At 57.0% G+C, this 21,594-nt stretch carries 30 protein-coding genes; 11 read left to right on the top strand and 19 right to left on the bottom strand.

Going from position 1 to position 21,594, the window contains the following annotated elements; genetic code table 11:
* Positions 1 to 147: 147 nt before the first annotated feature.
* From M0746_RS19785 to M0746_RS19845, 13 genes are all read right to left on the bottom strand, one after another.
* On the bottom strand, positions 148 to 537 hold the full coding sequence (locus M0746_RS19785) for an antiterminator Q family protein (RefSeq protein ID WP_258450330.1): 390 nt from the start codon (positions 535 to 537) through the stop codon (positions 148 to 150).
* Positions 534 to 818 (bottom strand): hypothetical protein, encoded by a 285-nt coding sequence (locus tag M0746_RS19790; protein ID WP_258450331.1) that lies wholly within the window; start codon positions 816 to 818, stop codon positions 534 to 536. Before M0746_RS19790 ends, M0746_RS19785 begins: the two co-directional genes overlap by 4 nt.
* Positions 815 to 1,453, bottom strand: a complete 639-nt coding sequence (locus M0746_RS19795) for a hypothetical protein (RefSeq protein WP_258450332.1) — start codon at positions 1,451 to 1,453, stop codon at positions 815 to 817. Before M0746_RS19795 ends, M0746_RS19790 begins: the two co-directional genes overlap by 4 nt.
* Positions 1,410 to 2,822: a replicative DNA helicase gene (locus tag M0746_RS19800; RefSeq protein ID WP_258450333.1), complete on the bottom strand. Its 1,413-nt coding sequence runs from the start codon at positions 2,820 to 2,822 to the stop codon at positions 1,410 to 1,412. The genes M0746_RS19795 and M0746_RS19800 overlap by 44 nt, the downstream gene beginning before the upstream one ends.
* Positions 2,819 to 3,622, bottom strand: a complete 804-nt coding sequence (locus M0746_RS19805; protein ID WP_258450334.1) for an ATP-binding protein — start codon at positions 3,620 to 3,622, stop codon at positions 2,819 to 2,821. Before M0746_RS19805 ends, M0746_RS19800 begins: the two co-directional genes overlap by 4 nt.
* A complete protein-coding gene (locus tag M0746_RS19810; protein ID WP_258450335.1) occupies positions 3,603 to 4,406 on the bottom strand; it encodes a helix-turn-helix domain-containing protein in 804 nt (267 codons plus the stop codon). The genes M0746_RS19805 and M0746_RS19810 overlap by 20 nt, the downstream gene beginning before the upstream one ends.
* A complete protein-coding gene (locus M0746_RS19815) occupies positions 4,403 to 4,627 on the bottom strand; it encodes a hypothetical protein (protein ID WP_258450336.1) in 225 nt (74 codons plus the stop codon). Before M0746_RS19815 ends, M0746_RS19810 begins: the two co-directional genes overlap by 4 nt.
* Positions 4,624 to 4,956: a hypothetical protein gene (locus M0746_RS19820; protein ID WP_258450337.1), complete on the bottom strand. Its 333-nt coding sequence runs from the start codon at positions 4,954 to 4,956 to the stop codon at positions 4,624 to 4,626. The genes M0746_RS19815 and M0746_RS19820 overlap by 4 nt, the downstream gene beginning before the upstream one ends.
* Positions 4,953 to 5,717: a BRO-N domain-containing protein gene (locus M0746_RS19825; protein ID WP_258450338.1), complete on the bottom strand. Its 765-nt coding sequence runs from the start codon at positions 5,715 to 5,717 to the stop codon at positions 4,953 to 4,955. The genes M0746_RS19820 and M0746_RS19825 overlap by 4 nt, the downstream gene beginning before the upstream one ends.
* On the bottom strand, positions 5,714 to 5,974 hold the full coding sequence (locus M0746_RS19830; protein ID WP_258450339.1) for a hypothetical protein: 261 nt from the start codon (positions 5,972 to 5,974) through the stop codon (positions 5,714 to 5,716). The genes M0746_RS19825 and M0746_RS19830 overlap by 4 nt, the downstream gene beginning before the upstream one ends.
* The gene (locus M0746_RS19835; RefSeq protein WP_258450340.1) at positions 5,971 to 6,216 is read right to left on the bottom strand and encodes a hypothetical protein; all 246 of its coding nucleotides are present in this window, start codon (positions 6,214 to 6,216) and stop codon (positions 5,971 to 5,973) included. Before M0746_RS19835 ends, M0746_RS19830 begins: the two co-directional genes overlap by 4 nt.
* A complete protein-coding gene (locus M0746_RS19840) occupies positions 6,213 to 6,572 on the bottom strand; it encodes a DUF3077 domain-containing protein (protein WP_258450341.1) in 360 nt (119 codons plus the stop codon). The genes M0746_RS19835 and M0746_RS19840 overlap by 4 nt, the downstream gene beginning before the upstream one ends.
* A gap of 471 nt (positions 6,573 to 7,043) precedes the next feature.
* Positions 7,044 to 7,379, bottom strand: a complete 336-nt coding sequence (locus M0746_RS19845; RefSeq protein WP_342454969.1) for a Cro/CI family transcriptional regulator — start codon at positions 7,377 to 7,379, stop codon at positions 7,044 to 7,046.
* Between the two features lie 61 nt (positions 7,380 to 7,440).
* On the opposite strand from M0746_RS19845, the gene M0746_RS19850 reads away from it, so the two are divergent.
* From M0746_RS19850 to M0746_RS19890, 9 genes are all read left to right on the top strand, one after another.
* Positions 7,441 to 8,199, top strand: a complete 759-nt coding sequence (locus M0746_RS19850) for a LexA family transcriptional regulator (protein ID WP_258450342.1) — start codon at positions 7,441 to 7,443, stop codon at positions 8,197 to 8,199.
* 143 nt (positions 8,200 to 8,342) lie between these two features.
* On the top strand, positions 8,343 to 8,723 hold the full coding sequence (locus M0746_RS19855) for a LuxR C-terminal-related transcriptional regulator (protein ID WP_258450343.1): 381 nt from the start codon (positions 8,343 to 8,345) through the stop codon (positions 8,721 to 8,723).
* A 481-nt stretch (positions 8,724 to 9,204) separates the two neighbouring features.
* Positions 9,205 to 9,771 carry a hypothetical protein gene (locus tag M0746_RS19860; RefSeq protein ID WP_232392799.1) on the top strand — a complete coding sequence of 189 codons (567 nt, stop codon included), beginning with the start codon at positions 9,205 to 9,207 and terminating at the stop codon, positions 9,769 to 9,771.
* A 35-nt stretch (positions 9,772 to 9,806) separates the two neighbouring features.
* On the top strand, positions 9,807 to 10,250 hold the full coding sequence (locus tag M0746_RS19865; RefSeq protein WP_258450344.1) for a hypothetical protein: 444 nt from the start codon (positions 9,807 to 9,809) through the stop codon (positions 10,248 to 10,250).
* Positions 10,251 to 10,331: 81 nt separating this feature from the next.
* On the top strand, positions 10,332 to 10,625 hold the full coding sequence (locus M0746_RS19870) for a hypothetical protein (RefSeq protein ID WP_258450345.1): 294 nt from the start codon (positions 10,332 to 10,334) through the stop codon (positions 10,623 to 10,625).
* Complete coding sequence (locus M0746_RS19875; RefSeq protein ID WP_252885304.1) at positions 10,622 to 10,828, top strand: hypothetical protein; 207 nt, start codon at positions 10,622 to 10,624, stop codon at positions 10,826 to 10,828. Before M0746_RS19870 ends, M0746_RS19875 begins: the two co-directional genes overlap by 4 nt.
* Positions 10,825 to 11,580 (top strand): hypothetical protein, encoded by a 756-nt coding sequence (locus M0746_RS19880; protein ID WP_258450346.1) that lies wholly within the window; start codon positions 10,825 to 10,827, stop codon positions 11,578 to 11,580. The genes M0746_RS19875 and M0746_RS19880 overlap by 4 nt, the downstream gene beginning before the upstream one ends.
* 17 nt (positions 11,581 to 11,597) lie before the next feature.
* On the top strand, positions 11,598 to 11,792 hold the full coding sequence (locus tag M0746_RS19885; RefSeq protein ID WP_258450347.1) for a DUF4224 domain-containing protein: 195 nt from the start codon (positions 11,598 to 11,600) through the stop codon (positions 11,790 to 11,792).
* A gap of 11 nt (positions 11,793 to 11,803) precedes the next feature.
* Positions 11,804 to 12,796, top strand: coding sequence for a tyrosine-type recombinase/integrase (locus M0746_RS19890; RefSeq protein WP_258450348.1), 993 nt, complete (start codon positions 11,804 to 11,806; stop codon positions 12,794 to 12,796).
* A 10-nt stretch (positions 12,797 to 12,806) separates the two neighbouring features.
* Here M0746_RS19890 and M0746_RS19895 read toward each other — a convergent pair whose 3' ends face one another.
* The 3 genes from M0746_RS19895 to M0746_RS19905 all read right to left on the bottom strand — a co-directional run bounded on the left by M0746_RS19895 (position 12,807) and on the right by M0746_RS19905 (position 14,861).
* A complete protein-coding gene (locus M0746_RS19895) occupies positions 12,807 to 13,499 on the bottom strand; it encodes a hypothetical protein (RefSeq protein ID WP_258450349.1) in 693 nt (230 codons plus the stop codon).
* Positions 13,496 to 13,816 (bottom strand): STAS-like domain-containing protein, encoded by a 321-nt coding sequence (locus tag M0746_RS19900; RefSeq protein ID WP_258450350.1) that lies wholly within the window; start codon positions 13,814 to 13,816, stop codon positions 13,496 to 13,498. Before M0746_RS19900 ends, M0746_RS19895 begins: the two co-directional genes overlap by 4 nt.
* Positions 13,817 to 13,970: 154 nt before the next feature.
* On the bottom strand, positions 13,971 to 14,861 hold the full coding sequence (locus M0746_RS19905) for a hypothetical protein (RefSeq protein WP_258450351.1): 891 nt from the start codon (positions 14,859 to 14,861) through the stop codon (positions 13,971 to 13,973).
* Between the two features lie 346 nt (positions 14,862 to 15,207).
* On the opposite strand from M0746_RS19905, the gene mutS reads away from it, so the two are divergent.
* Both mutS and fdxA read left to right on the top strand, forming a co-directional pair.
* Complete coding sequence (gene mutS / locus M0746_RS19910) at positions 15,208 to 17,778, top strand: DNA mismatch repair protein MutS (RefSeq protein ID WP_258450352.1); 2,571 nt, start codon at positions 15,208 to 15,210, stop codon at positions 17,776 to 17,778.
* 163 nt (positions 17,779 to 17,941) lie between these two features.
* The gene (gene fdxA, locus M0746_RS19915; protein WP_208938525.1) at positions 17,942 to 18,265 is read left to right on the top strand and encodes a ferredoxin FdxA; all 324 of its coding nucleotides are present in this window, start codon (positions 17,942 to 17,944) and stop codon (positions 18,263 to 18,265) included.
* A gap of 495 nt (positions 18,266 to 18,760) precedes the next feature.
* Here the strand turns inward: fdxA and rpoS are convergent, their stop codons facing one another.
* The 3 genes from rpoS to M0746_RS19930 form a co-directional block, all read right to left on the bottom strand.
* The gene (gene rpoS, locus M0746_RS19920; protein WP_090282024.1) at positions 18,761 to 19,768 is read right to left on the bottom strand and encodes an RNA polymerase sigma factor RpoS; all 1,008 of its coding nucleotides are present in this window, start codon (positions 19,766 to 19,768) and stop codon (positions 18,761 to 18,763) included.
* A 106-nt stretch (positions 19,769 to 19,874) separates the two neighbouring features.
* Positions 19,875 to 20,744, bottom strand: coding sequence for a peptidoglycan DD-metalloendopeptidase family protein (locus M0746_RS19925; RefSeq protein ID WP_208941136.1), 870 nt, complete (start codon positions 20,742 to 20,744; stop codon positions 19,875 to 19,877).
* Between the two features lie 212 nt (positions 20,745 to 20,956).
* Complete coding sequence (locus M0746_RS19930; RefSeq protein ID WP_172828219.1) at positions 20,957 to 21,592, bottom strand: protein-L-isoaspartate(D-aspartate) O-methyltransferase; 636 nt, start codon at positions 21,590 to 21,592, stop codon at positions 20,957 to 20,959.
* Positions 21,593 to 21,594: the final 2 nt, after the last annotated feature.

Consider the following 21,594-nt stretch of genomic DNA (forward strand, 5'->3'; position numbering starts at 1 on the left):
TGATGCCAAGTGGCCACGACAAGACTACAACACCTTCCTGAAACGAAAAAGCCCGACGCAATGGCCGGGCTTTCTCTGTTGTGTCGCGCTTGAAAAGCTGAACACGGTGCCATGAAAACAGGTGTTTATCCGGCAGGAAAGAACTTTTTACGCTGCGAGGCGAATCTCCTCGATCGCGCAATCAATCCACGCAACACCGGCCTTGATCACCTCCCGCGCTGAGCGTTCGGACATCCTCGCCGACTCGCCAACCCTGACCATCGTCCACTTCGCGCCGAAGTACAGCCAGATGAAATTACCCATCTGTTCATCACGCTGAGCCAACTTCGCCACCGCGCGATCAACCACCAAGGCCGTGTCATCCGTGACGCAATAATTCTTCACGCCGCCCTCGGTCACGTTGTTGTCACGGATCAGCGCGTACAGCGGTGACACGTACCGGGGCACACCCATTCCATCCATGCGCCACCAGCCCCACTGCTCCAGTAAGTATTCAGTGTCACCCAATGGCTTGTCTGCGTACGTTCGTTTTTTCATGCTGCCTTCCTCGGGTTTGGCTCATCCATGCCGAACAGCTCCCGCAGCAGCTTGTTGGCGATCTTGTTTTTTGCGTTGCCTTCAATAATCCAGCGCCGGGCGAAGTCCTCGAAGCCCAGGTTGGCGCGGGACGCGTGCCAGTCGGCAATGATGTCCATGAACGCCGCCGAGCCGATTCGGCCATTGGTCTTTTCCAGCAGCAGGCGATTGCCCTGTTTCAGGAACTGGCACTCGACTGGGGTCAGGCTTTTGCGCGGCAGCGCCGCCGTTACGTTGTTCATAGCGTGGCACTCCAGACTTTCAGATATTCGTCGGTATTCATGTTGTTCCGGGCTTGGGCGGAAAGCGCGAGGTTCCACGCTCGATACGCTGCCGCCGGCGAACTGCCAATGCCCATCCATGGCCTGCCTTTGGCAAAACAGCAGTAGGTGGAATCCCGGCCGATGATGGTCGCCTTTGGCGGGCGCCCAGTGAAAACAGTTTTCCGGTGGCCCAGCCAGTCCTTGACCGCGGGCCAAATGATTTGCTGTTCTGCTTTCGAGAAGTCCGTCTTGCCGTTGTTTTCATGCACCTCGGCAAGGCCATAGTCCTCGTTCGCGACCCAGAGCCGGAAACCGCTCGGCACGTGCAGGATGTCGTACCCCTTCCGCGCCCAGGCCCAATCATCTGGAAAGTCACGGATAGACGCTGCGATTAATTCAGCTTCCAGATACTCGGGGGCCTTCACCACCACCGCACCTTTCGGGAGGATGTATGCCCTTCCGTGCTCCAGCGATGGGGATTGTTCAACCTCCACTTTCATTGTTTCGTCAGTTGGCGCGCCAGCGGTCTTGGGCAAGTGAATGGCGACGTGGCCCGGTTCGAGCGATCTATCACCGGTCAACCGGCGAAACAGCTTTTGCACTTCGGAAATCATGCTTTTTCCCCCTGTACTGACTGGCGAACGAGCGGCCCATTTCGACCTCCTCGTTACTCGGCTCGCGGTTACCGGCAAAGTTGACGAAGCGGGCGTACTGGCCCTGCTGCTGGACGAGGCAGGAGCCGACCGGCGCGTGCCTGCACTTGGGCATGATCAACTCGGTGACGCCGTTCTGGCCTTCCTCGCTGTCCATGTCACGGTGAACGAGGATGATGCAGTGGGCGTCAGCCTCGATCTGCCCTGAGTCGCGCAAGTCGGAGGCGATCGGCTTTTTGCCCGGGCGGTTCGTCGAGTTGCGGTTCAATTGCGCCAGCAGGATCACCGGCACCTCCAGCTCCTTTGCGATGTTCACGATTGCGGTGGAGATCTTGCCCAGCTCAGAGGTGCGGTTGAACGACTTACCGTCGGAGCCGATCAGGCCGATGTAATCGATCACCACCACGTCGAGCCCATGAGCGCGCTGCACCTGGCGGGCGATGCTGCGAATGCGCGCCACCGTCAGCCCGGACTTGTCGCAAACGAACAGCGGCACATCGAGGATCTTGCTCACAGCCGAGGTCAGCCGCGGCCAGTCATCGTCCTGCAGCTGCCCATCATCGAGTTTTCGCAGATCGATACTGCCGATTGAAGCCAGTGCACGATTGCCCAGCTCCTCCTCCGGCATTTCCAACGAGAACACCATGCCGACGCCGGCGCCGCTGCACGCGATGTGCTGGGCGATCTGCAGGCCGAGCGTGGTTTTCCCGCTCCCCGGCAGACCGGCCACGATGGTGACGGTCTTTTTCCGCAGTCCGCGGATCAGCTTGTCCAGATCCACCAGCCCGGTCGACAAGCCAGATTGCAGCGTGCCGTTGAACTTGGAATCGATGATGTCGATGTTGCGCGTCACCACCTCGTCCATGCGCTTGTAGTCCGGCTCTCCGGTTTGTAAGTCGCGCAGATCCGCCATTGCCTGCTGAGCGCTGGCGATGATCTCGGGGACCGGCCGTTTCTCGGTGGCCAACTCGCGCACCGCGTCGGCAGCGTCCACAAGGCGGCGCAGCACGGCGCGCTCTGTCACCACCTTGGCGTAGGCCTTCCAGTTGGCGGTGCTGGGGGTGTTGCGCGCCAGCTCGGCGGCGTAGGCCAGCGTGCGCGTGCCGCTCGGCAGGTATTCAGCGAAGTCGTGCAGCGTGACCGGGTCAACCGGGCTTCCAGCGGCATGACAGCCGATCATCGTCTGGAAGAGGGCGGCATTCTCCGGATCGTGAAAGTCCGCCGCCGAGACCTGGCTGGTGATGGCCTCGAATAGCTCGCCATCCAGCAGCATCGCCCCCAGCAAAGCGTGTTCAGCCTCATCGCTGAACAGTTCGCGATATTCACTCATGCGGTGGCCCTCATCGAGGACCAGCTGAAGCCGACGGCCTGACCACCGTTCTGACGCAGGCGATCGAGCGCGCGGTCGCCGATGAACTGGCCCAGGGAGCTGGCCGGCAGGTTGGACACCGCCACAGTGGGCAGGACAAGCTGATACCGGCGATCGATGATTTCGTGCAGCAAGCCCAGCTCGTATTCGCTCCCCTTCTGCGCGCCGATCTCGTCGATCACCAGCAGGTCCAGGCTCGCCAGTTCGTTGATCACGTCGCGCTCGGTGTAGTCAGCACCGCGCACCATCGCGCCCTTGGCGATGCGGATGATCTCTGCAGCCGAGACGATCAACCCCGTGGCGCTGAACTTCCGAATGACGTGCTGAACCATACCGGAGCCCAGGTGCGTTTTCCCGGTACCTACGTTGCCGGAAAGGATCAGGGAGCGGCCGGCGCGGTAGTTCTCTTCAAACTGATCAACGTACGACTGACAGGTCGACAAGGCGCGGACCTTTTCGAGCACCGCGCCAGTGGTGAAGTTATCCAGCGTGCATTCCGCAAACCGCGGCGTAATTCCCGACCCGATCAGCAGCTCGTTCAGCGTCGTCGCTTTACGACGAGCCAGAGCGTCGGTGTGAGCTTCGCTGCGTTTGTCGGCGGTGTTCATCGCCTCCCACTGGCACCGGCGGCAAGCGCGCACCAGATAGGCCCCGTCGAACTGCTCGACCTCAGCACCGTCGACCGTGCCATGCACCGGGCACTGCGCCTCAAAGAAGCGAACATCCGGCACGCGGCTGAACTTAGAAATTGGTTTGGCCATGTGGCACCTCCGGATAAGCGTTTGCTTCGTGTTGCGGCAGGTTGGTGAAGGTCGAAGGCTTCCCGCCCTTCGCGCCAGCGCCTGGCAGAACCGACTCGGGATAGATATCCGACCAGCTGCTCGTGGTGGACTTATCCAGCACGGCGTCCGGCTCAGGATGGTTGGCCAGCTTCTTGGCGATCAGCTCGCAGGCACGGAGTGTCAGAGGCGCCCGTTTGGCCTTCCGCATTTCGCAGAAGTCCGCCCACGCTTTTTCGGAAGCGTTCGCCGGTTTGGCAGTGAGCGGATCGAACTTGCCAGTCTTCCCTCTAGACCCAGCAGACTTGCCTGCGCCTTCTTTTGGTTTATTAACGGATAGATGACGGATAGATGACGTATTGGGTGCAGCTGCTGCACCCCGTTCTGTCGTCATTTGCACCCCGTTCTGTTCTGAGCTGCACCCCGTCGCGTCTTCATCTGCACCCCGTTCGGAGCGGGGTGCATCTGGTGCACCCCGTTTTTCGATGAGGTCATACACGACTGGGCGACGGTCGTGGCGGTCGATGTATGCGGCCGCGATTGACTGGTTGCCACGGCGAATCAAGCCAGCAGACTCCAACGCATCCAGCTTGTAACGCACCGTGCGTTCGGAGAGACCGGTGTCGACCGCCAGGGTCAGGGCGGAAGGGAAGGCTCCACGCCCATCGCTGCCTGCGTAGTTGGCCAGGCAGAGCAGGACGTGCCGGCATGTGGAGTCTTTGATCTCCTGCTGTTCCAGCGCCCACACCATGGATTGGATGCTCATAGATCCAGCTCCCCCGTAACGCGACGAACGAAGGCGTCGTAGGTCTCAGCCATCACCAGCCCCTGATGTTCCAGCGCTTGGCGGTAGGCCTTGGCCGATCCATACAGAACCCAGCGATCGCGCTCTGGCAGCCCCCTGAATTGGCTGTAGCTTGGCCACGGGCCGGCAATCACCGAGACCGCACCTTGCACGGTGGATGAAATATGCGGGAGGCCGTTCATTGCACTGTCTCCCAAGCAGGGAGTTGAGGCGTTTCAGGGTCCAGCACCAGAACTTCAAGCTGCCTTTGCTGCACAGCCTTCTGGAGTTCGTCCGGGTTCATGCCAGTCAGTCGGCGCACCAGCACGCGCAGTGCCAACGCCGCGTGCGCCGCCTCAAACTTGGCGTCCTGCATGCAGTACTCGATGCCCTCTTCGTCGAAAAGGATCTCTTGCACCAAGACCGCGCCGGTCCATGCCTTGTATGCGAGCTGGTCGTTCGTGAAGCGCTCCATGTACGCCTCATCGATAACGGTAGGCTCCGTGGTCGAATTCGCTTTTTTCTCAGTCATGCTGAAGTCCTCTGGCGCAGCTTGAACCGGCCTTGCTGAACATCGGGGTGGGTGGCGCGCTCGGCCGTTTCGAAGGTGCACTCGGCAACGAACCGGTCGAAGCGACGGGTGATATCGGCCGTTGGCCAGATCGCGTATGGCTGGGCGCCGTCGTCGGCGTGGGCGCTACGAACCATGGCGAACGGCAGCGGCGCGCCCGGGATATCGCGCATCACGGCGTTGATCACCCAGGGTGGGATGCCATGACGCAAGTTGATTCGCTCGCGGATGGTGGTCATGGATTCGAAACCGGCCGGCCGCGAGTCGAGGTAACGGACCTGCTCTACGTTGGCCACGCGCGTCTCGATCCGCGCCAGCGCGACCTGCTGCTCCGCCTGTTGGCGTTCGACGTTGATCACCGCTTGAGCCTGCGCCAACAGTTGCTCGCCTGGCGTCATCGGTTGCTGATAACTGCCCGTCTTGCGAATGCTGGGCAATACCTCGCCCACCACCCACTCTTCGAAGGCCTCCGCCGCTGGCATCTTCGAACGCATGATCAGTCGGTAAACATCCCGCTCAGGCATGACTTTCGTCATCTGATCGCCGCCCGCGGAAGGGATGAGGATTTCCCTCACCCCCTTGCAATGCGTGCGGACAGCCTCATGAGGGTTGGAATACTCAAGCAGATCGGCGACGTCCTTGGCGACAAACCATGGCTCGCCCCGGTCATCGGTGATCACGCGGATCTCGGCGCCGCTGAAATTGAAGGGAGTCAGGTTCATTGAACACCTCCCCCGACATTCTCGGACTTGGCAATGAGCGTGGCGAACTCATCTCCACGGTTCATCAGCTCGCTGCCGATCAGTCGCAGGCCTGCCGCCAAGCCACCAACCACATAACCGTCAAGTGCCTGGTCGCACAGCTCCGGGTCATGGGCGCCCACTGTGCCGATGAACTTCGCCAGCGCATCAACGAAGTAACCGGCCTGACTCATGGCCTCTGCCTCGATCTTGAGGCGATCAACAGAAATCGAAGTCATGGCTGTGCCTCCGCCGATTCTGCGTCAAGCATCTGGTTCTCAAGCGTCGCGTACAGGCTGTACGTGATGAACTCAAGCGCCAACAGCACTCCGTATTCCTCGTTCGGTGAAAGGGCACGTTGCTCGGCGGTGTCGCCCGTCCCATGGTTTTCGCGAAGCAGTTTCGCCAGGTGGTAAGCACCAAGGCCTGCCCGGTGGTTGCGCTGCGCTTCAATTACGTCGATCGATACCGGCGCGCTCATTGGGCACCGCCTTGGCTTTTCGCATGCATCACGGCATTGGTGGTCGAGTCCACCAGAGCTTTGGAGCTCTCAATCAGAAAGCGCAAGCCGAAGATGGCGTTCGTTTCCATCCCCTCGTCAGTGAGCGCTGTCATGATTTCATCGACCGCACCGAGCAGCATCGAGGCGGAATTCAAAGCCTCCTCGCAGTCTTGCCCGGCCTGAACAGCAAGAAGAGGACGCGAGTGAATGCCGTCTGCGCTGACGCTTTGGTGGTAGAAATCCGAATGCGTGGTGAGCATCTGCTGTTGCATCCGGTCATGTCCGGTGCTATTTTTCGGGTGCGTCATATCGTTCTCCAGAACGAAGAAGTACATAACCACTCGTCCTACCGAGTGGCGTGATAAGCCCGCTTCCTACAGCGGGCTTTTTGTTGCCCGGAGAAAGGTCAGCCGGACAGCAAAAACTTGGCGGGGGCGTTCTGGCTCATGCCGTATTCCTTTTCATTGGGCAGGCAAAAGCCAACCAGTGGAAGTCGCTCAACAGGCCCTGGCGAGGGCCTTCCTTTTCACCCATATTGTGTAAATCCGTAAGGTACCCATGAATCGAGGGCCTCAGGAGGGGCGAGTTTTCGAGTACGCATGCGAGCGGCATTATGTGATTCCTCCGAAATTTCCTGCCTTTACCTAGGTAGTGCTTGTCCACTACCCCCGATAAGGAAAGAAAATTTCGGCATAGAGCCATTTGGCTGAAACCACACGCGATTTGGCGGTAATGACACACAAATAGCTTGGGAAACCGCGCATGCGCGGAATAATTGACGTGGCCGCATTCCAAAACTTTCGTGCTCACTGGCCAGCACTGGATAAATAAACAGCTGGTTCGCCAGACTCTTCAAGCAGCAATGAGGCGCGTATCTTTTGGCTCATGGTCGGGGCAACACGCGGATTTGAGCTGATCCGCGATGGAAAGCTCCTGGTTTCAAACGCGGTAAACCTGCCATCAGCGTGCTCGATGACAAAAACGTCGCGGCCCACGCGTAAAGCCTTGCTCAGCGCACCTTGGGTAATTCCCAAAAGAGATGCTGCCTCTGGCTGGCCGCGAGCCTTCGCGAAATCTTTCAGCTGGATATGTTTCACAGCAAATCTCCAAACAGAACTTTGCCAAAATAGTACCTTTGGCATTTTCACAAAGCAATACCTTTGGCATTTGTTAAACTATTACCGATGGGAATATTATCGACCGATGAAAAAACCATTACCTGCTGACCGCAAAGAAGAATGCCTACGTTTGAAGGCAATTTTCACAGCCAAAAAGAAACAGCTGAAGCTGACTCAGGAAAAACTGGCTGAGCAACTCGGCATCAACCAAAGCTCTGTCTCACACTATCTGAACGGTGTGAATCCGCTGAACACCGAGATCGCGGCTGCATTCGCCAAAATTTTGGATGTGCCGGTTTCGGACTTCAGTCCGCGCTTAGCGGCGATCATAGAGATGGTCGCGTCGTCGCGCGTCACCGCAGACTCGTTTCGAACAACCTGGGCTAAAGCCGCTCGCATCATTGATGCCCCGCCACGCGAGCAATATGTCCTGATACCGCAGTATTTAGACGATAACTCTTTTGTTCCGAACGTGAACGACGAACATCGCGGACTAACTGAAGGCATGGTGTTCAGGCGCGGCTGGCTCCAAGAAATGGGGGTTTCGTTTAGCAGTCTCAACATCGTCTACGCCGGCGACGACAGTATGGCCCCCCATATTTTGTCCGGCGACGTGGTCATGATTGACACGTACAAGCCGGCCCTAAAGGATGGCGAGGTCTATCTCGTCCGCATGCCTGACGGTAGGACTAGCGTCAGGCGGGTAGCGCAGCAAATTTCCGGAAACTGGACGCTCAGATGCGACAACCAGGACAAGCAGCTATTCCCCGACGAGGTTATCCCGAGTTCAGCAGCCGGCGATCTCCCATTGATTGGAAGAGTGGTATGGCGCGGGGGAGCGTGAGGGTATCCAGACCTTAGTCACAAAAAGCCGCCGCTGTGAGCGGTTTTTTTTGGCCAACAAAAAATAATATTGCCAAAGGTATTTACTAAAATAATTACCTTTGGTAATTTTACTCCATCGTATCTAGCATGGAGCCTCACGAAATGACCACCAGCACTCTCACCGCCGGTAACTGGCAGGGCAACCTCAAGATGGGCTTGGCTCCTCGCGAGCTTGAAGCCACCCTGTGGGCTGCTGCCGATATGACGGTGAAGCAAATTGGTCGTGCAATGGGTATCAGTCCAGCCACCGCTGAAAAACGTCTTGAAAGCGCCCGCTTCAAGCTTGGTGTCAAAACGATGCGCGGCCTCGTGATGGAGGCATTCAAGCGTCAGATCATCGCGCCCCTCGTCGTCCTGCTGTGCATGGTGATGGTCGCCCAGCAAGCTAACACCGAACAGTTCGGGCGCATCCGCCGCCCAAGTGAGCGTCGTGCAGAAGTGCGCCTGACCGTCCGCCGAGCAGAGGCATGCGCAATCGCTTGATCAGCGGCGAGCTCATTTGCGGAGAGGGTTGTCCGGTGCGCAAGCACAACGTGGCACGGCCAGGTACGGCGCGGCTGGGCTCGGCAAGGCTGGGTAACGCAAGGGCTGTTTACAGCGGTCTGCCCCTTCTACGAGGGGGCTTTCCGGTGGCAATAGTCACTTATGGCGGGGCGAGGCCTGGTGCGGCTAGGTTGGGCGAGCTGGGGTATGGCATGGGCTGCTGGTCAGCGTACTGGGTTTTCTTTCGAGAACTCAGTGCGGTGCGAAAGCATCTCACGGCACGGCGAGGCAAGGCGGGGTCCGGCGTGGCTCGGCGTGGCTTGGCAAGGGCGGTAAGCCGCAGCGAGGTCACTGGCGCTCATCCAGTGACAACCTGAAAGCCGCTTCGCTGAGGCTGCTTTCAGGTTCACCAGATCGCATATCACCGTGCAGGGCATAGGGCTCATAGGCACACGAGCGATCCGCACAGAGAGGCATCATCATGCAAGTCATCAAAGTGAAAATCGTCGGAACTCGGCCCTTGCTTCAGCATGCGGACGTCTTCGCGGACCCGCTCAATAAATTGACCAAAGCGCACAAGCAGCTGACGGCAAAACGCAAAAAGTCGGATGAGGATCACGAGCTGATTGCTCGTAGCGAATGGCGTGGTGGGCTTTACTTCGATGACGATATCGGCCCGTTCTTGCCTGGCGTGAACATCGAATCCGCCTTGGTCGCTGGCGGCAAACTGTCGAAGCTCGGCTCACAGCTCAAGCGCTCGGTCGAGATCATGGACACCCGGTGCCCACTGATTTATGAGGGTCCACGCACCGTTGAGGGTCTGTGGGATTCCGCATTCTACGATGCACGCTCGGTCAAAGTCGGTACCGCCCGGATCACTCGATATCGCCCACTGTTTCGCGAATGGTCGACAACCTGCGAGATCGCGTTTGATCAGGAATCGATTGACCGCGCCCAGGTCTTGAAATGTCTGGAAGACGCCGGCCAATACTGCGGCGTCGGCGATTACCGCCCGAAGTTTGGCCGCTTCACCGTAGAGGTGTTGTGATGAGCATCGTCCCTCTGAAACCGAATACCTGGAGCTTGGACAAGGCTCTGGAGCTGTTCTTCGCCGACAATTTCGCCGACGGCCAACTGATCAGCCATGCCTGGCTGGAATGGGCGCTGAACTTGCCTAAGCCGAAGACGGCTCAGGAGATGGTCAACTGCCAGTTCGTGATCCTTGATCGCGTCGAGCAATTCAAATCCGCCCTGCTCACTCAGCATCAGATTTTTGTGGTTTCTGTGCGTGGTCAAGGTTATCGAATTGTTCCGCCGTCTGATCAGGCATTCATCGCTGTAGACACTGCAATGCGCGGCGTGCGCCGGGAGTTCAGCAAGTGCCAGGAAGTGATGAAGAACACGCGATTTGCCGAGCTGGATGCTGATCAGGCGAAGCGACACACCGACGCTCAGGTGAAAGTCTCAGCACTTACCGGGATGGTAGGCAAGGCAAAGCGGGAAGTGTTCAGCCTGTTCAAGGCATAACTCCCGACAAGTAACAAACCAACTTTAATTGATTGCCAAGTTACTCGGCGGGCTACCGGCTTGCCTGGAGAAAGTGAAGCCATGAAAAGAAGTCTGAATATCATCCCGGCACTTCCGGCGATGCTTCTGATGATCGCTGGGATCGCCGGCGCCGATCAGCGACAAGTGATGATCGATGTTCAACATGACTCAAGCCGTAAGGTCACTTGCTGGATCACCCCGCAAGGCGGCATCAGTTGCTTGCCAGATAGTTCGCTCCCACAGAACGGCACTGCCGAGCGTGAGGCAGGCCGGGCGTCTCAGGCCAGTTCAGTGACTGAGAAAGGGATTTCGGTGGCCACTCCGCTCCCACAGGATGAGAGGTTCAATCTATGAACAGCCCGAACAGTTTCCTGGAACGCGACCGTGAGAGCGTCACCGCGGGTAACGAGTTTGCAAGCCTGGGCGCCCGCCTCGTTCGTTTCGGCCAGGCCCTTCAAGAGCCCAGCACCACAGTCAGCGAGCTGGCCAAGTTGGCTGGCGCCTGCGGGATCTCGCTCAAGCTGCGCGCGGTAGGTGAATCGGGAGAGGGTAAATGACCAAGCATCTGGCAATTTCCCCAGCGGCACTGCCCGCAATCGGCCAGCCATTCGCCGGCGGCTTCTTCGCTGGACGCCTGTTCTTTGGTGGCGCTGAGCACGCGCTCATCGACGCCGGTCGCGAGTTCGAAATGCCCGCGCAATGGTGGGACCGGATAGGCCCGCGATTGAATGTTCGAGGCAGCAAGTCCTACCACGACGGTTTGGCCAACACCCGGGCAATGGCCGAGGCCGGAAGCGCGATCGCGCAGAAGGTGCTGACCATGTCGATCCGTGGGACCCGTGGGTGGCACATCCCGGCCATCGAAGAGTTGCAGGTGATGCGAGCCAACCTGCTGCAGCTCGAGCCGTGGGGCAAGCATTGGCCTGCGGATGGTGCGGGCGGGCCAGCCCAGGCATTCGCATTGCGCGAATACTGGTCGAGCACGCAGAAGTCATCCGCAGGCAGCGCATGGTGTCTCCACATGCTGCCCTGGTGCACTCCGGACACGAATTGGACGAGCAAGGAAAAGGCTGTTCGGCCGGTGCGTACCCTGCAGATCAAGGCCGGCGCCTTCGTGCACGCCCCATCGACAGACGCACCAACAGCAGACACGGATCTGCGCGGGCTTTCCAACTCGTCGGCGGTGGCCAGTGTGATCGAACGATTCGTGAATGAGGAAGCTGGCAAGTTCTACGGGCGCACCGATGCGCTGGTGGCAGAGCTGGTAGCAATATCAATGCACAATACCAGTGAGGAAACCGTGTCGTGACACGTCAGGAGGTGGGTATGTTTTTGACAGTAGAGGAAGTCGCCGACCTGACCGGCTATAAAAAGCCGGGAGCACAGATAAGGTGGCTGACCGCAGAACGATACGGGTTCGCGGTTGGTGGTGATGGGCATCCAAAGGTGCTGCGCCAGGTTGTCATCGGGCGGCTGGGTGGAATTCAATCAAGGAAGGGGCCGGAGCTTCGGCTGGGTTGAGGTGAAAATCGATGCGTCCGCGCAAGAAGGACCGGCACCTGCCGGCGTGCATGTACCAAAAGCATGGTGCTTATTACCTGGTACGCAAGGGGAAGTGGTTGCGTCTGGGCACCGACTTTCAGGCATCGCTGGCCGAGTACGCAAAGCTGTTGGACAAGGGCAGCCAGGGTGGTATGCCCAAGTTGATCGACGACGCTCTCGAGCATATGCGCACAAGAACGAAGCCGCCTCTCAAGCCCAACACCCTCAAGCAGTACCAGGCCGCATGTGACCGCTTGAAGGAAACCTTCGCCGACTTCGAACCCCGGGAAGTCCTGCAGCGTCACGTCGTCGCGCTCAAGATGCACATGGCGGATACACCAAATATGTCGAACAGAGTTATCTCGGTGTTGCGCGCCGTCTTCACCTACGCGCTGGAGCAGCAGATCGTCGACTCTAATCCATGCATCGGCGTCCGACGCCACCTGGAACACAAGCGCGATCGCTACATCACCCACGGTGAGTTCCAAGCGATCTGCGCCAACTCCAGCGACAACATGCGAGTCATCTACGAAATGTGCTACCTGACCGGTCAGCGCATTGGTGACGTCTTGGCCATTCGCTTGGCTGATATCAGCCCGGAGGGTATCGCCTTCAAGCAAGAGAAGACGAACGCCAGGCTACTGGTGCAAATGACTCCCGATCTGGAGGATCTGATCGCCCGGGTGAAAGCGTTGCCTCGGAAGATTCGTGGGCTCACGCTGTTCTGCTCTCCGCGCGGGGGTAAGCCGGTGCACTACAGCTCGGTGAAAGATGCTTTCGCGATCAGTTGCAAGAAGGCCGGCGTCGAAGATGCGAGTCTGCACGACCTGCGCGCCAAGTCGCTTTCTGATACCGACGACCAGGGCAACGACGCACAGAAACTCGGTGGACATACGGACGCCAAGATGACGCAGCGCTACCTCCGCCTGCGCAAACTTAACATCGGCCTACCTCCTACGATGCCGAAGAAATCTGTCACATAATGATCAGGTATTACAATGCAGACTCACTCGATAGAGATTTCTTCTGCTCCTCAAGAAATTTGATAGGTGAATTATTGGGAGGAGCGATAAGCCCAGGAGCTAAATGACATTGCTCGCCATAAACACACGTTCCCACCGGACGGGACAAATATTTATGCCAGAACTGGTAGATGGCGAGACAGAGCAGAATGATAGTTAAAACTAACAGCCCACCTTTGAAAGTTTGCACATACTCATTAAGTAAAAGTGTACCCCTCTTAAATCTTGCACGTACGCCTTTTCTTGAAAAATACTCAGCATCACAGCAAACTTCAATATTCTCAACAATATCAGAAACCGCCTCCCTTATCTTATAGGGCGTATCAGCATTAAAAGACGCCTTAGAGTGAATTTCGATATCCCTCAATATCGCGAGCTTTGAGCCATCAAAAATATTCTTCCCAACATGATAATTGAGCTGCGCGATTCTAACTTCAATTTGCGAAATCATTCCAGAGTAAGTGATTTCTGTATTCGCAGATGAAAAATTATCCTTCTTTATTTCCGACTCCACCCAACCAGCTAGAGCTTCGAGCTTGTCTATGACTTTATCTTTTCGCTTTAGCGATTCTGCCCCTATGATTGGAGCGATGCTGCAAAAGACTGTAAAAGACCAGCCAAAGACTAGAGCAATCATTTGCGCTGGTACATTATCGAAATTCATTCACATGCCTTCCTGGCAGCTTCAAGTCTTTCCTCAATCAACAACTCGATACTTTTGACTTGCGAATGACTATAAGTTAACCGTTCCTTGAGTTCTGACCATTTGAAATTCTCCTCACGAATGAGACCTCCAAAAGCCTCATCTAGAAAAGACCGACCATATCTATTATACCCATCCAGTACAACATGCACTTTATGATGATCCCTTAACGCAGGGACAAGCTTTTCACGTCGAAATGTTTGCCCACAATCACCCTCGTTTGGATAACGGCCATAAGGTTTTTTGCTGAAATCTTTGACTACGTTAATTGTAAACATAATTATGGCAACTCAATATTCCACTGAACTAACGTTCCAGGAAACGACATAGGCAAAGAATAGATTTCCGGTTTTTTTAGAGCCTGGTCGAACCTATAAACACCGTTATTACTAAACACCCAGAGGAGGCCTCCAGACGTTTCCTCAACCAATGCTAAAATACTCTTGCTACCTTGGCCACGTTTTTCTTTTTCGTCCCTGAAACATCCCCTTTCATGGACATTCCGATCAGTTCATGATCGCTGATCCGCGCAGGTATGATTCTAGTAAGAAGATGAGCTTCTTTTCCGGGGTTTTCAGCCAGCATTTCCTTGAATGCTTGAGGATATGTGAATTTGAAAGCTTCCATAAACCATCGTCTTTCTATAACGGTTTTCGGAATACCGACCCCGGTATCATAAATCGCCAAATAGAGTTTTTTCCCCATGGTATGGCATATCAACCACCACTTTTTCTCATCATCATTACTTAACGGATAAGCATGAGACCCAACATTATTGATTGTCTCTGAAACAGCATCACCATATCTATGCTCGATTTTGGCACTCATGTCTGTGTAGATTCTGTTTTGTATGAAATCTACGACATTATCGCTCATTTCACCGCCAACACTTGAAACTATTGGCATATGACTAACGCTATCGAGTGCATAAGATATCTTGTGCCCTCGAATCAATCTGGACAAGTTACTAAGCCGCAACTGCCGGTTTACTCTATCCGACTTAGACCAAATTATCTCTGCCTTACCCTTTCGACCAATACCGGCCTGCTCTATCGCCGCATAAACCACAACAATCGCAGCAGCAGTGACAGTTACGGTATCACTAAAATCGACGAAGCAGTTTTTGCTTCTGTAATACTTCTTAATATCTGTAAGAAACTGCATGGTACGCTTAAATGCGTCCGAACGCTGGGCACTAAAATCATAGATGGATATTATCGGCGGAGCGGTAATCTTAGCTCGTCGGCCGCTATTATGCGCACGTCCTGAGGTTGAAACACTTACAGCACCATACACACGAAACTTACGATCCTGCTCATTCATCCACCGCGCTACTCCTGCACGGTGACGCGATCGATCCTTATCCAATGCTGCCTTCTTCAACGCCTACTCTCCATCGCAGTAGCAGCGACCATCTTGGCCACATTTTGGTTGCTAATAGCAGAACTAGACAACTAGGTCAATCGAGTGAGTGATATCAGGCCTCCGTCCGCCTCCTATTTCGGATCCCTCGCGGCCGAAACGCGCGTGAATTTCTCACACAGACTGAAGCCAAGCTGGCTTTTTGCGCGCAGAGTACAGCGGGTGCAACCGAGAATTAGTCCGCAAATCCCTGTAGTATTAGACAAATGTGAATTGTCAAATAGACAGGTAGAGCTGAACCCCGCGTATGACCGACCTTTCAAGCCACACCCCGATGATGCAGCAGTACTGGCGCCTGAAGAATCAGCACCCGGATCAGCTGATGTTCTACCGCATGGGCGACTTTTACGAGATCTTCTATGAGGACGCGAAGAAGGCGGCCAAGCTGCTCGACATCACGCTGACTGCCCGCGGGCAATCGGCGGGACAGGCGATTCCGATGTGCGGCATTCCTTATCACGCCGCAGAAGGTTATCTGGCGAAGCTGGTCAAGCTCGGCGAGTCGGTGGTGATCTGTGAGCAGGTCGGCGACCCGGCCACCAGCAAAGGCCCGGTCGAGCGTCAGGTGGTGCGGATCATCACGCCGGGGACGGTCAGCGACGAAGCGTTGCTCGATGAGCGCCGCGACAACCTCATCGCAGCGGTGCTGGGTGACGAGCGCCTGTTCGGCCTGGCGGTGCTGGATATCACCAGCGGCAATTTCACTGTGCTGGAGATCAAGGGCTGGGAAAACCTGCTGGCGGAACTGGAGCGGGTCAATCCGGTTGAGCTGCTGATTCCCGATGACTGGCCGAAGGACCTGCCGGCGGAAAAACGCCGTGGCGTGCGCCGTCGTGCGCCGTGGGATTTCGAGCGCGACTCGGCGCTGAAAAGCCTTTGCCAGCAGTTTTCCACCCAGGATCTGAAAGGCTTTGGTTGCGAGAACCTGACCCTGGCCATCGGTGCAGCCGGATGCCTGCTGGCGTATGCCAAGGAAACCCAGCGCACCGCCCTGCCCCACCTGCGCAGCCTGCGTCACGAACGTCTGGATGACACCGTGGTGCTCGACGGTGCAAGCCGGCGCAATCTGGAACTCGACACCAACCTGGCCGGCGGCCGCGACAACACCCTGCAATCGGTGGTCGATCGCTGCCAGACCGCCATGGGCAGCCGCTTGCTGACCCGCTGGCTGAACCGCCCGCTGCGCGATCTGACCGTACTGCTGGCGCGTCAGACGTCGATTACCTGTCTGCTTGATCGCTATCGCTTCGAACAGCTGCAGCCGCAGCTCAAGGAAATCGGCGACATCGAACGGATTCTCGCGCGTATCGGTTTGCGCAACGCGCGCCCGCGTGACCTTGCGCGTCTGCGCGATGCGCTCGGTGCGCTGCCGGAACTGCAAGTGGCGATGACCGATCTGGAAGCGCCGCACCTGCAAACCCTGGCAACCGTCACCAGCACTTATCCGGAACTGGCGGCCTTGCTGGAAAAAGCCATCATCGATAACCCGCCCGCAGTGATCCGCGATGGCGGCGTATTGAAAACCGGTTACGACAGTGAGCTCGACGAACTGCAATCGCTGAGTGAAAACGCCGGTCAGTTCCTGATCGATCTCGAAGCCCGGGAAAAGGCCCGCACTGGCCTGGCCAACCTGAAAGTCGGTTACAACCGCATTCACGGCTATTTCATCGAACTGCCGAGCAAGCAGGCCGAGTCGGCGCCGGCCGACTACATCCGTCGCCAGACCTTGAAAGGCGCCGAGCGCTTCATTACTCCTGAGCTGAAGGAGTTCGAAGACAAGGCACTCTCCGCCAAGAGCCGTGCGTTGGCGCGCGAAAAGATGCTTTACGAAGCCCTGCTCGAAGATCTGATCAGCCAGTTGCCACCGCTGCAGGACACCGCCGGCGCGCTGGCCGAACTGGACGTGCTGAGCAACCTCGCCGAGCGTGCACTGAACCTCGACCTGAACTGCCCGCGCTTCGTCAGCGAGCCGTGCATGCGCATTACTCAGGGCCGCCATCCGGTGGTCGAGCAAGTGCTGACCACGCCGTTCGTGGCCAACGACCTGAGCCTGGACGACAACACGCGCATGCTGGTGATTACCGGTCCGAACATGGGCGGTAAATCCACCTACATGCGCCAGACTGCGCTGATCGTACTGCTGGCGCATATCGGCAGCTTCGTGCCGGCGGCAAGTTGCGAACTGTCGCTGGTCGACCGCATCTTCACCCGGATCGGCTCCAGCGATGACCTCGCCGGTGGTCGCTCGACGTTCATGGTCGAGATGAGTGAAACCGCCAACATTCTGCACAACGCCACCGAACGCAGCCTGGTATTGATGGACGAAGTCGGTCGCGGCACCAGCACCTTCGATGGCCTTTCGCTGGCCTGGGCTGCGGCTGAACGTCTGGCGCACCTGCGCGCTTACACGCTGTTCGCGACCCACTATTTTGAACTGACCGTGTTGCCGGAGGCCGAACCGTTGGTGGCCAACGTGCATCTCAACGCCACCGAGCACAACGAGCGCATTGTGTTCCTGCACCATGTGCTGCCCGGGCCGGCCAGCCAGAGTTACGGTCTGGCCGTGGCGCAACTGGCCGGCGTGCCGAGCGAAGTGATCGTGCGCGCCCGTGAGCATCTGAGTCGTCTGGAAGACACCGCGCTGCCCCACGAGGCGCCAAAACCGGCCGCCAAAGGCAAACCCGCAGCGCCGCAGCAAAGCGACATGTTCGCCAGCCTGCCGCACCCGGTGCTGGATGAACTGGCGAAAGTCGATCTGGACGACATGACCCCGCGCCGCGCGCTCGAAATGCTCTATGCACTGAAGAACCGGATATAAGCACTGAAGAAGCGGATATAACGCAAATCGCTTCAAGCTGTTAGAATCTCGCGCGGTTCGGGATGCTGCTGGCTCATAGCCTGGCCAGCAGGTATCGCTCCCGAACCTGGCGACCCCAACCGTGAAGGGGCAACGCTGCCGCCGCCTGAGGAGAAAATTAGAAATGACCTTCGTCGTCACCGACAACTGCATCAAGTGCAAGTACACCGACTGCGTAGAAGTGTGTCCGGTGGACTGCTTTTACGAAGGCCCGAACTTCCTGGTGATTCACCCGGACGAGTGCATCGACTGCGCGCTGTGTGAACCAGAGTGCCCTGCTGTGGCCATCTTCTCGGAAGATGAAGTCCCTGCTGGCATGGAAAACTTCATCGAGCTTAATGCTGAGCTGGCTGACATCTGGCCGAACATCACCGAGAAGAAAGAATCGTTGCCTGACGCTGAAGAGTGGGATGGCAAGAAAAACAAGATCGAACAACTCGAACGCTGATCTGCCCCGCGTTTGAAAGAAAAGGCCCTTGCGGGCCTTTTTGCTTATCTGCAGGCAAAAAAAGGGGCGGTATGACCCGCCCACATTTTTTCCCTATTCCCTGTATTCCTTTTCATCATCCTGATGAATCACGTCCTGCGATGTCCGTTCCCCTCCTCCTTGAAGGGCGTGTCTGTCCGTCGACACAACTCAAATACTAGTGAATTTCCTGAAAGGTACAATCGGCCCTGGAGGGCAGGCTTTACCGGTCACACGCCTTAGATAAATGAAAATTTGCCTGTTAATCATTGAGTTACATCACTCCGATTTGCGAAATAGCCGTCCGCCGCGGTGTAAAAATATCGAACACTTACGAGACAGTAAGCAATCGCTTACAGAGCGAGACTACATCTCGCTCATCCAGCCACTTTGACCGCATCACAGTTCGCCGCATTTCTACAGGCAACAAAAAACCCCGAACCAGTCGGGGCTTTATGCCGGCGTTCGTCCAGCCGCTTATTGAAACAGCGACTCGCTCGACAAACCGTTCTTCTCAAGGATTTCACGCAGGCGTTTGAGGCCTTCCACCTGGATCTGCCGCACCCGCTCGCGGGTCAGGCCGATCTCCAGGCCCACATCTTCCAGCGTACTGCTTTCATGACCGCGCAGGCCGAAGCGACGTACCACCACTTCACGCTGCTTGTCGGTCAGTTCCGAAAGCCACTGGTCGATGCTCTGCGACAGGTCATCATCCTGGAGCAGTTCGCACGGATCAGTGGGACGATCGTCGGTGAGGGTGTCCAGCAGGGTTTTATCCGAATCCGGACCCAGCGAGACGTCGACCGAAGAAACCCGCTCGTTCAGGCCGAGCATGCGCTTGACCTCGCCCACCGGTTTTTCCAGCAGGTTGGCGATTTCTTCGGGTGAAGGTTCGTGGTCGAGTTTTTGCGTCAGCTCCCGTGCAGCCCGCAGGTACACGTTGAGTTCCTTGACCACATGAATCGGCAGCCGGATGGTCCGGGTCTGATTCATGATCGCGCGTTCGATGGTCTGACGAATCCACCAGGTCGCGTAGGTCGAGAAGCGGAAGCCGCGCTCGGGATCGAACTTTTCCACCGCCCGGATCAGCCCGAGGTTGCCCTCTTCGATCAGATCCAGCAGCGACAGCCCCCGATTGACGTAACGCCGGGCAATCTTGACCACCAGCCGCAGGTTACTTTCGATCATGCGCTTGCGCCCGGCGGGATCGCCACTTTGCGACAAACGCGCAAAATGAACTTCTTCTTCCGGGGAGAGCAGAGGGGAAAAGCCGATTTCGTTGAGATACAACTGCGTGGCATCAAGTGCACGCGTGTAATCGATGTACTTATGTTGTTTGAGTGTTGCGGAGTGTTTGGATCTGGAACGAACGGAAGGTGGAGCAGCCCCTTCATCATTCGACATCGAATCCGAATCGATGCCGGTCTCCATAAGGAGAACCTCATCGTCGATGTCAAACTCCGGCACTTCTTTACTGAGAGCCATTGTTATAGTCCTTTGGTGAGTTCGACCCCAAGCTCAAGCGACGCCTTTATCCTTGGCAACGCTGGAGCCTGTCCCCTCTACGCGACGGAACAGGCTGGCTTACACATCAACGTCTGGGCAGGAACTGCAGTGGATCTACAGGTTTACCTTGGCGGCGAATCTCAAAATGCAGTTTCACCCGGTCTGTACCCGTTGACCCCATTTCGGCAATTGTCTGTCCGACCTTGACCTGCTGCCCCTCCCGAACCAACAGCCTGCGGTTATGTCCGTAGGCACTGACGTAGGTTTCGCTGTGTTTGATGATGACTAATTCGCCGTAGCCCCTTAAGCCACTCCCGGCGTAAACCACCGTCCCATCAGACGCAGCTAAAACAGGCTGTCCCAAATCTCCGGCGATATCAATGCCTTTATTCAAACTACCGTTTGAAGAGAATTTTCCAATCAGAACGCCATTAGATGGCCATCCCCAGCCGGTCGGGGCCGGGCCGGCCGGAGGCAGTGGCGCAGGTGCCGGCTTGCTTGCGACGGACGGTGCAACGCCGGTAGAACCGCGGGTTGTAGTGGTTGTAGTGCCATTTGCCTGGCGTCGGATTACCGTGGTTTTGCTCGACGAGGAAGGTGACGAACTACTGCTGCTGACCACCGCGGTCGGCGTTGAACCGCTACGCCCGTCGAAGCGAATCGTCTGACCCGGATGGATCGTATACGGTGTAGGAATATTGTTCCGGGCCGCGAGGGTTTTGTAGTCCCAGCCGTAACGAAAGGCGATCGAAAACAAGGTATCGCCTGGACGGACTACATACTGCCCGGTAGTCACGGTAGGCCGTTGCGCAACGGCATTGTTGCGATCGACCACCCGGACGTTGCTCGATTTAGTGCTGGAGCAACCGACCAGCAAAGTACTCAAGACAAGGCCAGTCACCAGGCGCTGAAAGCTCGTGTTACCCATACGCTGCGCTATGACTGTGAGACTCACCCGCCGCTCCTTTGTGGTGGCTGAAAAATGTACGAGTGCCGCATCCCGGCCCAGGTTGTCGCAAGTATAACGGGCCGGATCGGCTTTACCTTTAATGAAGCGAAATCGCTGCACGCACACGTTTGCCAATGGCCAACTCGCTGCGTTTAATTCTTCACTGCCGGTGTAAGACACAGGCGAACGAAAGGAATTCAGCACGCTTTTATAAATGCTCAGGCGAGTGGTCCGTTGAGCAATGGCACGAAACGTACTGCACCGAGAACGTGCCGGGAAAAGCCGTTTTCCTCGCGCACGATCAGCATCAGTTGCTGCACTTCGCCCGAGCCCACCGGGATCACCATGCGCCCGCCTGGCGCCAGTTGATCGAGCAAGGCTTGTGGCACATCGGTAGCCACGGCGGTGACGATAATGCCGTTATACGGTGCCAGTGCCGGCCAGCCTTCCCAGCCATCACCCCAGCGAAACACCACGTTGCGCAGATTCAGTTCGACCAGTCGTTCCTTGGCGCGATCCTGCAGGACCTTGATGCGCTCGACCGAAAATACCCGCTCGACCAGTTGCGACAACACTGCGGTCTGGTAACCGGATCCGGTGCCGATCTCCAGCACTTTATCCAGCGGGCCCGCCTCGAGCAGCAGCTCGCTCATGCGCGCCACCATATAAGGCTGGGAAATCGTCTGGTTATTGCCGATCGGCAGCGCTGTGTCTTCGTAGGCGCGATGGGCCAGTGCTTCGTCGACGAACAGGTGACGCGGTGTGCGGCGAATGACTTCGAGCACCTTGGCGTTCGACACGCCTTCTTCATACAGGCGCTGGATCAGCCGCTCGCGGGTGCGCTGCGAGGTCATGC

It is taken from the genome of Pseudomonas sp. S11P7 (assembly GCF_023195435.1).
Lineage (GTDB): Bacteria > Pseudomonadota > Gammaproteobacteria > Pseudomonadales > Pseudomonadaceae > Aquipseudomonas > Aquipseudomonas fluorescens_G.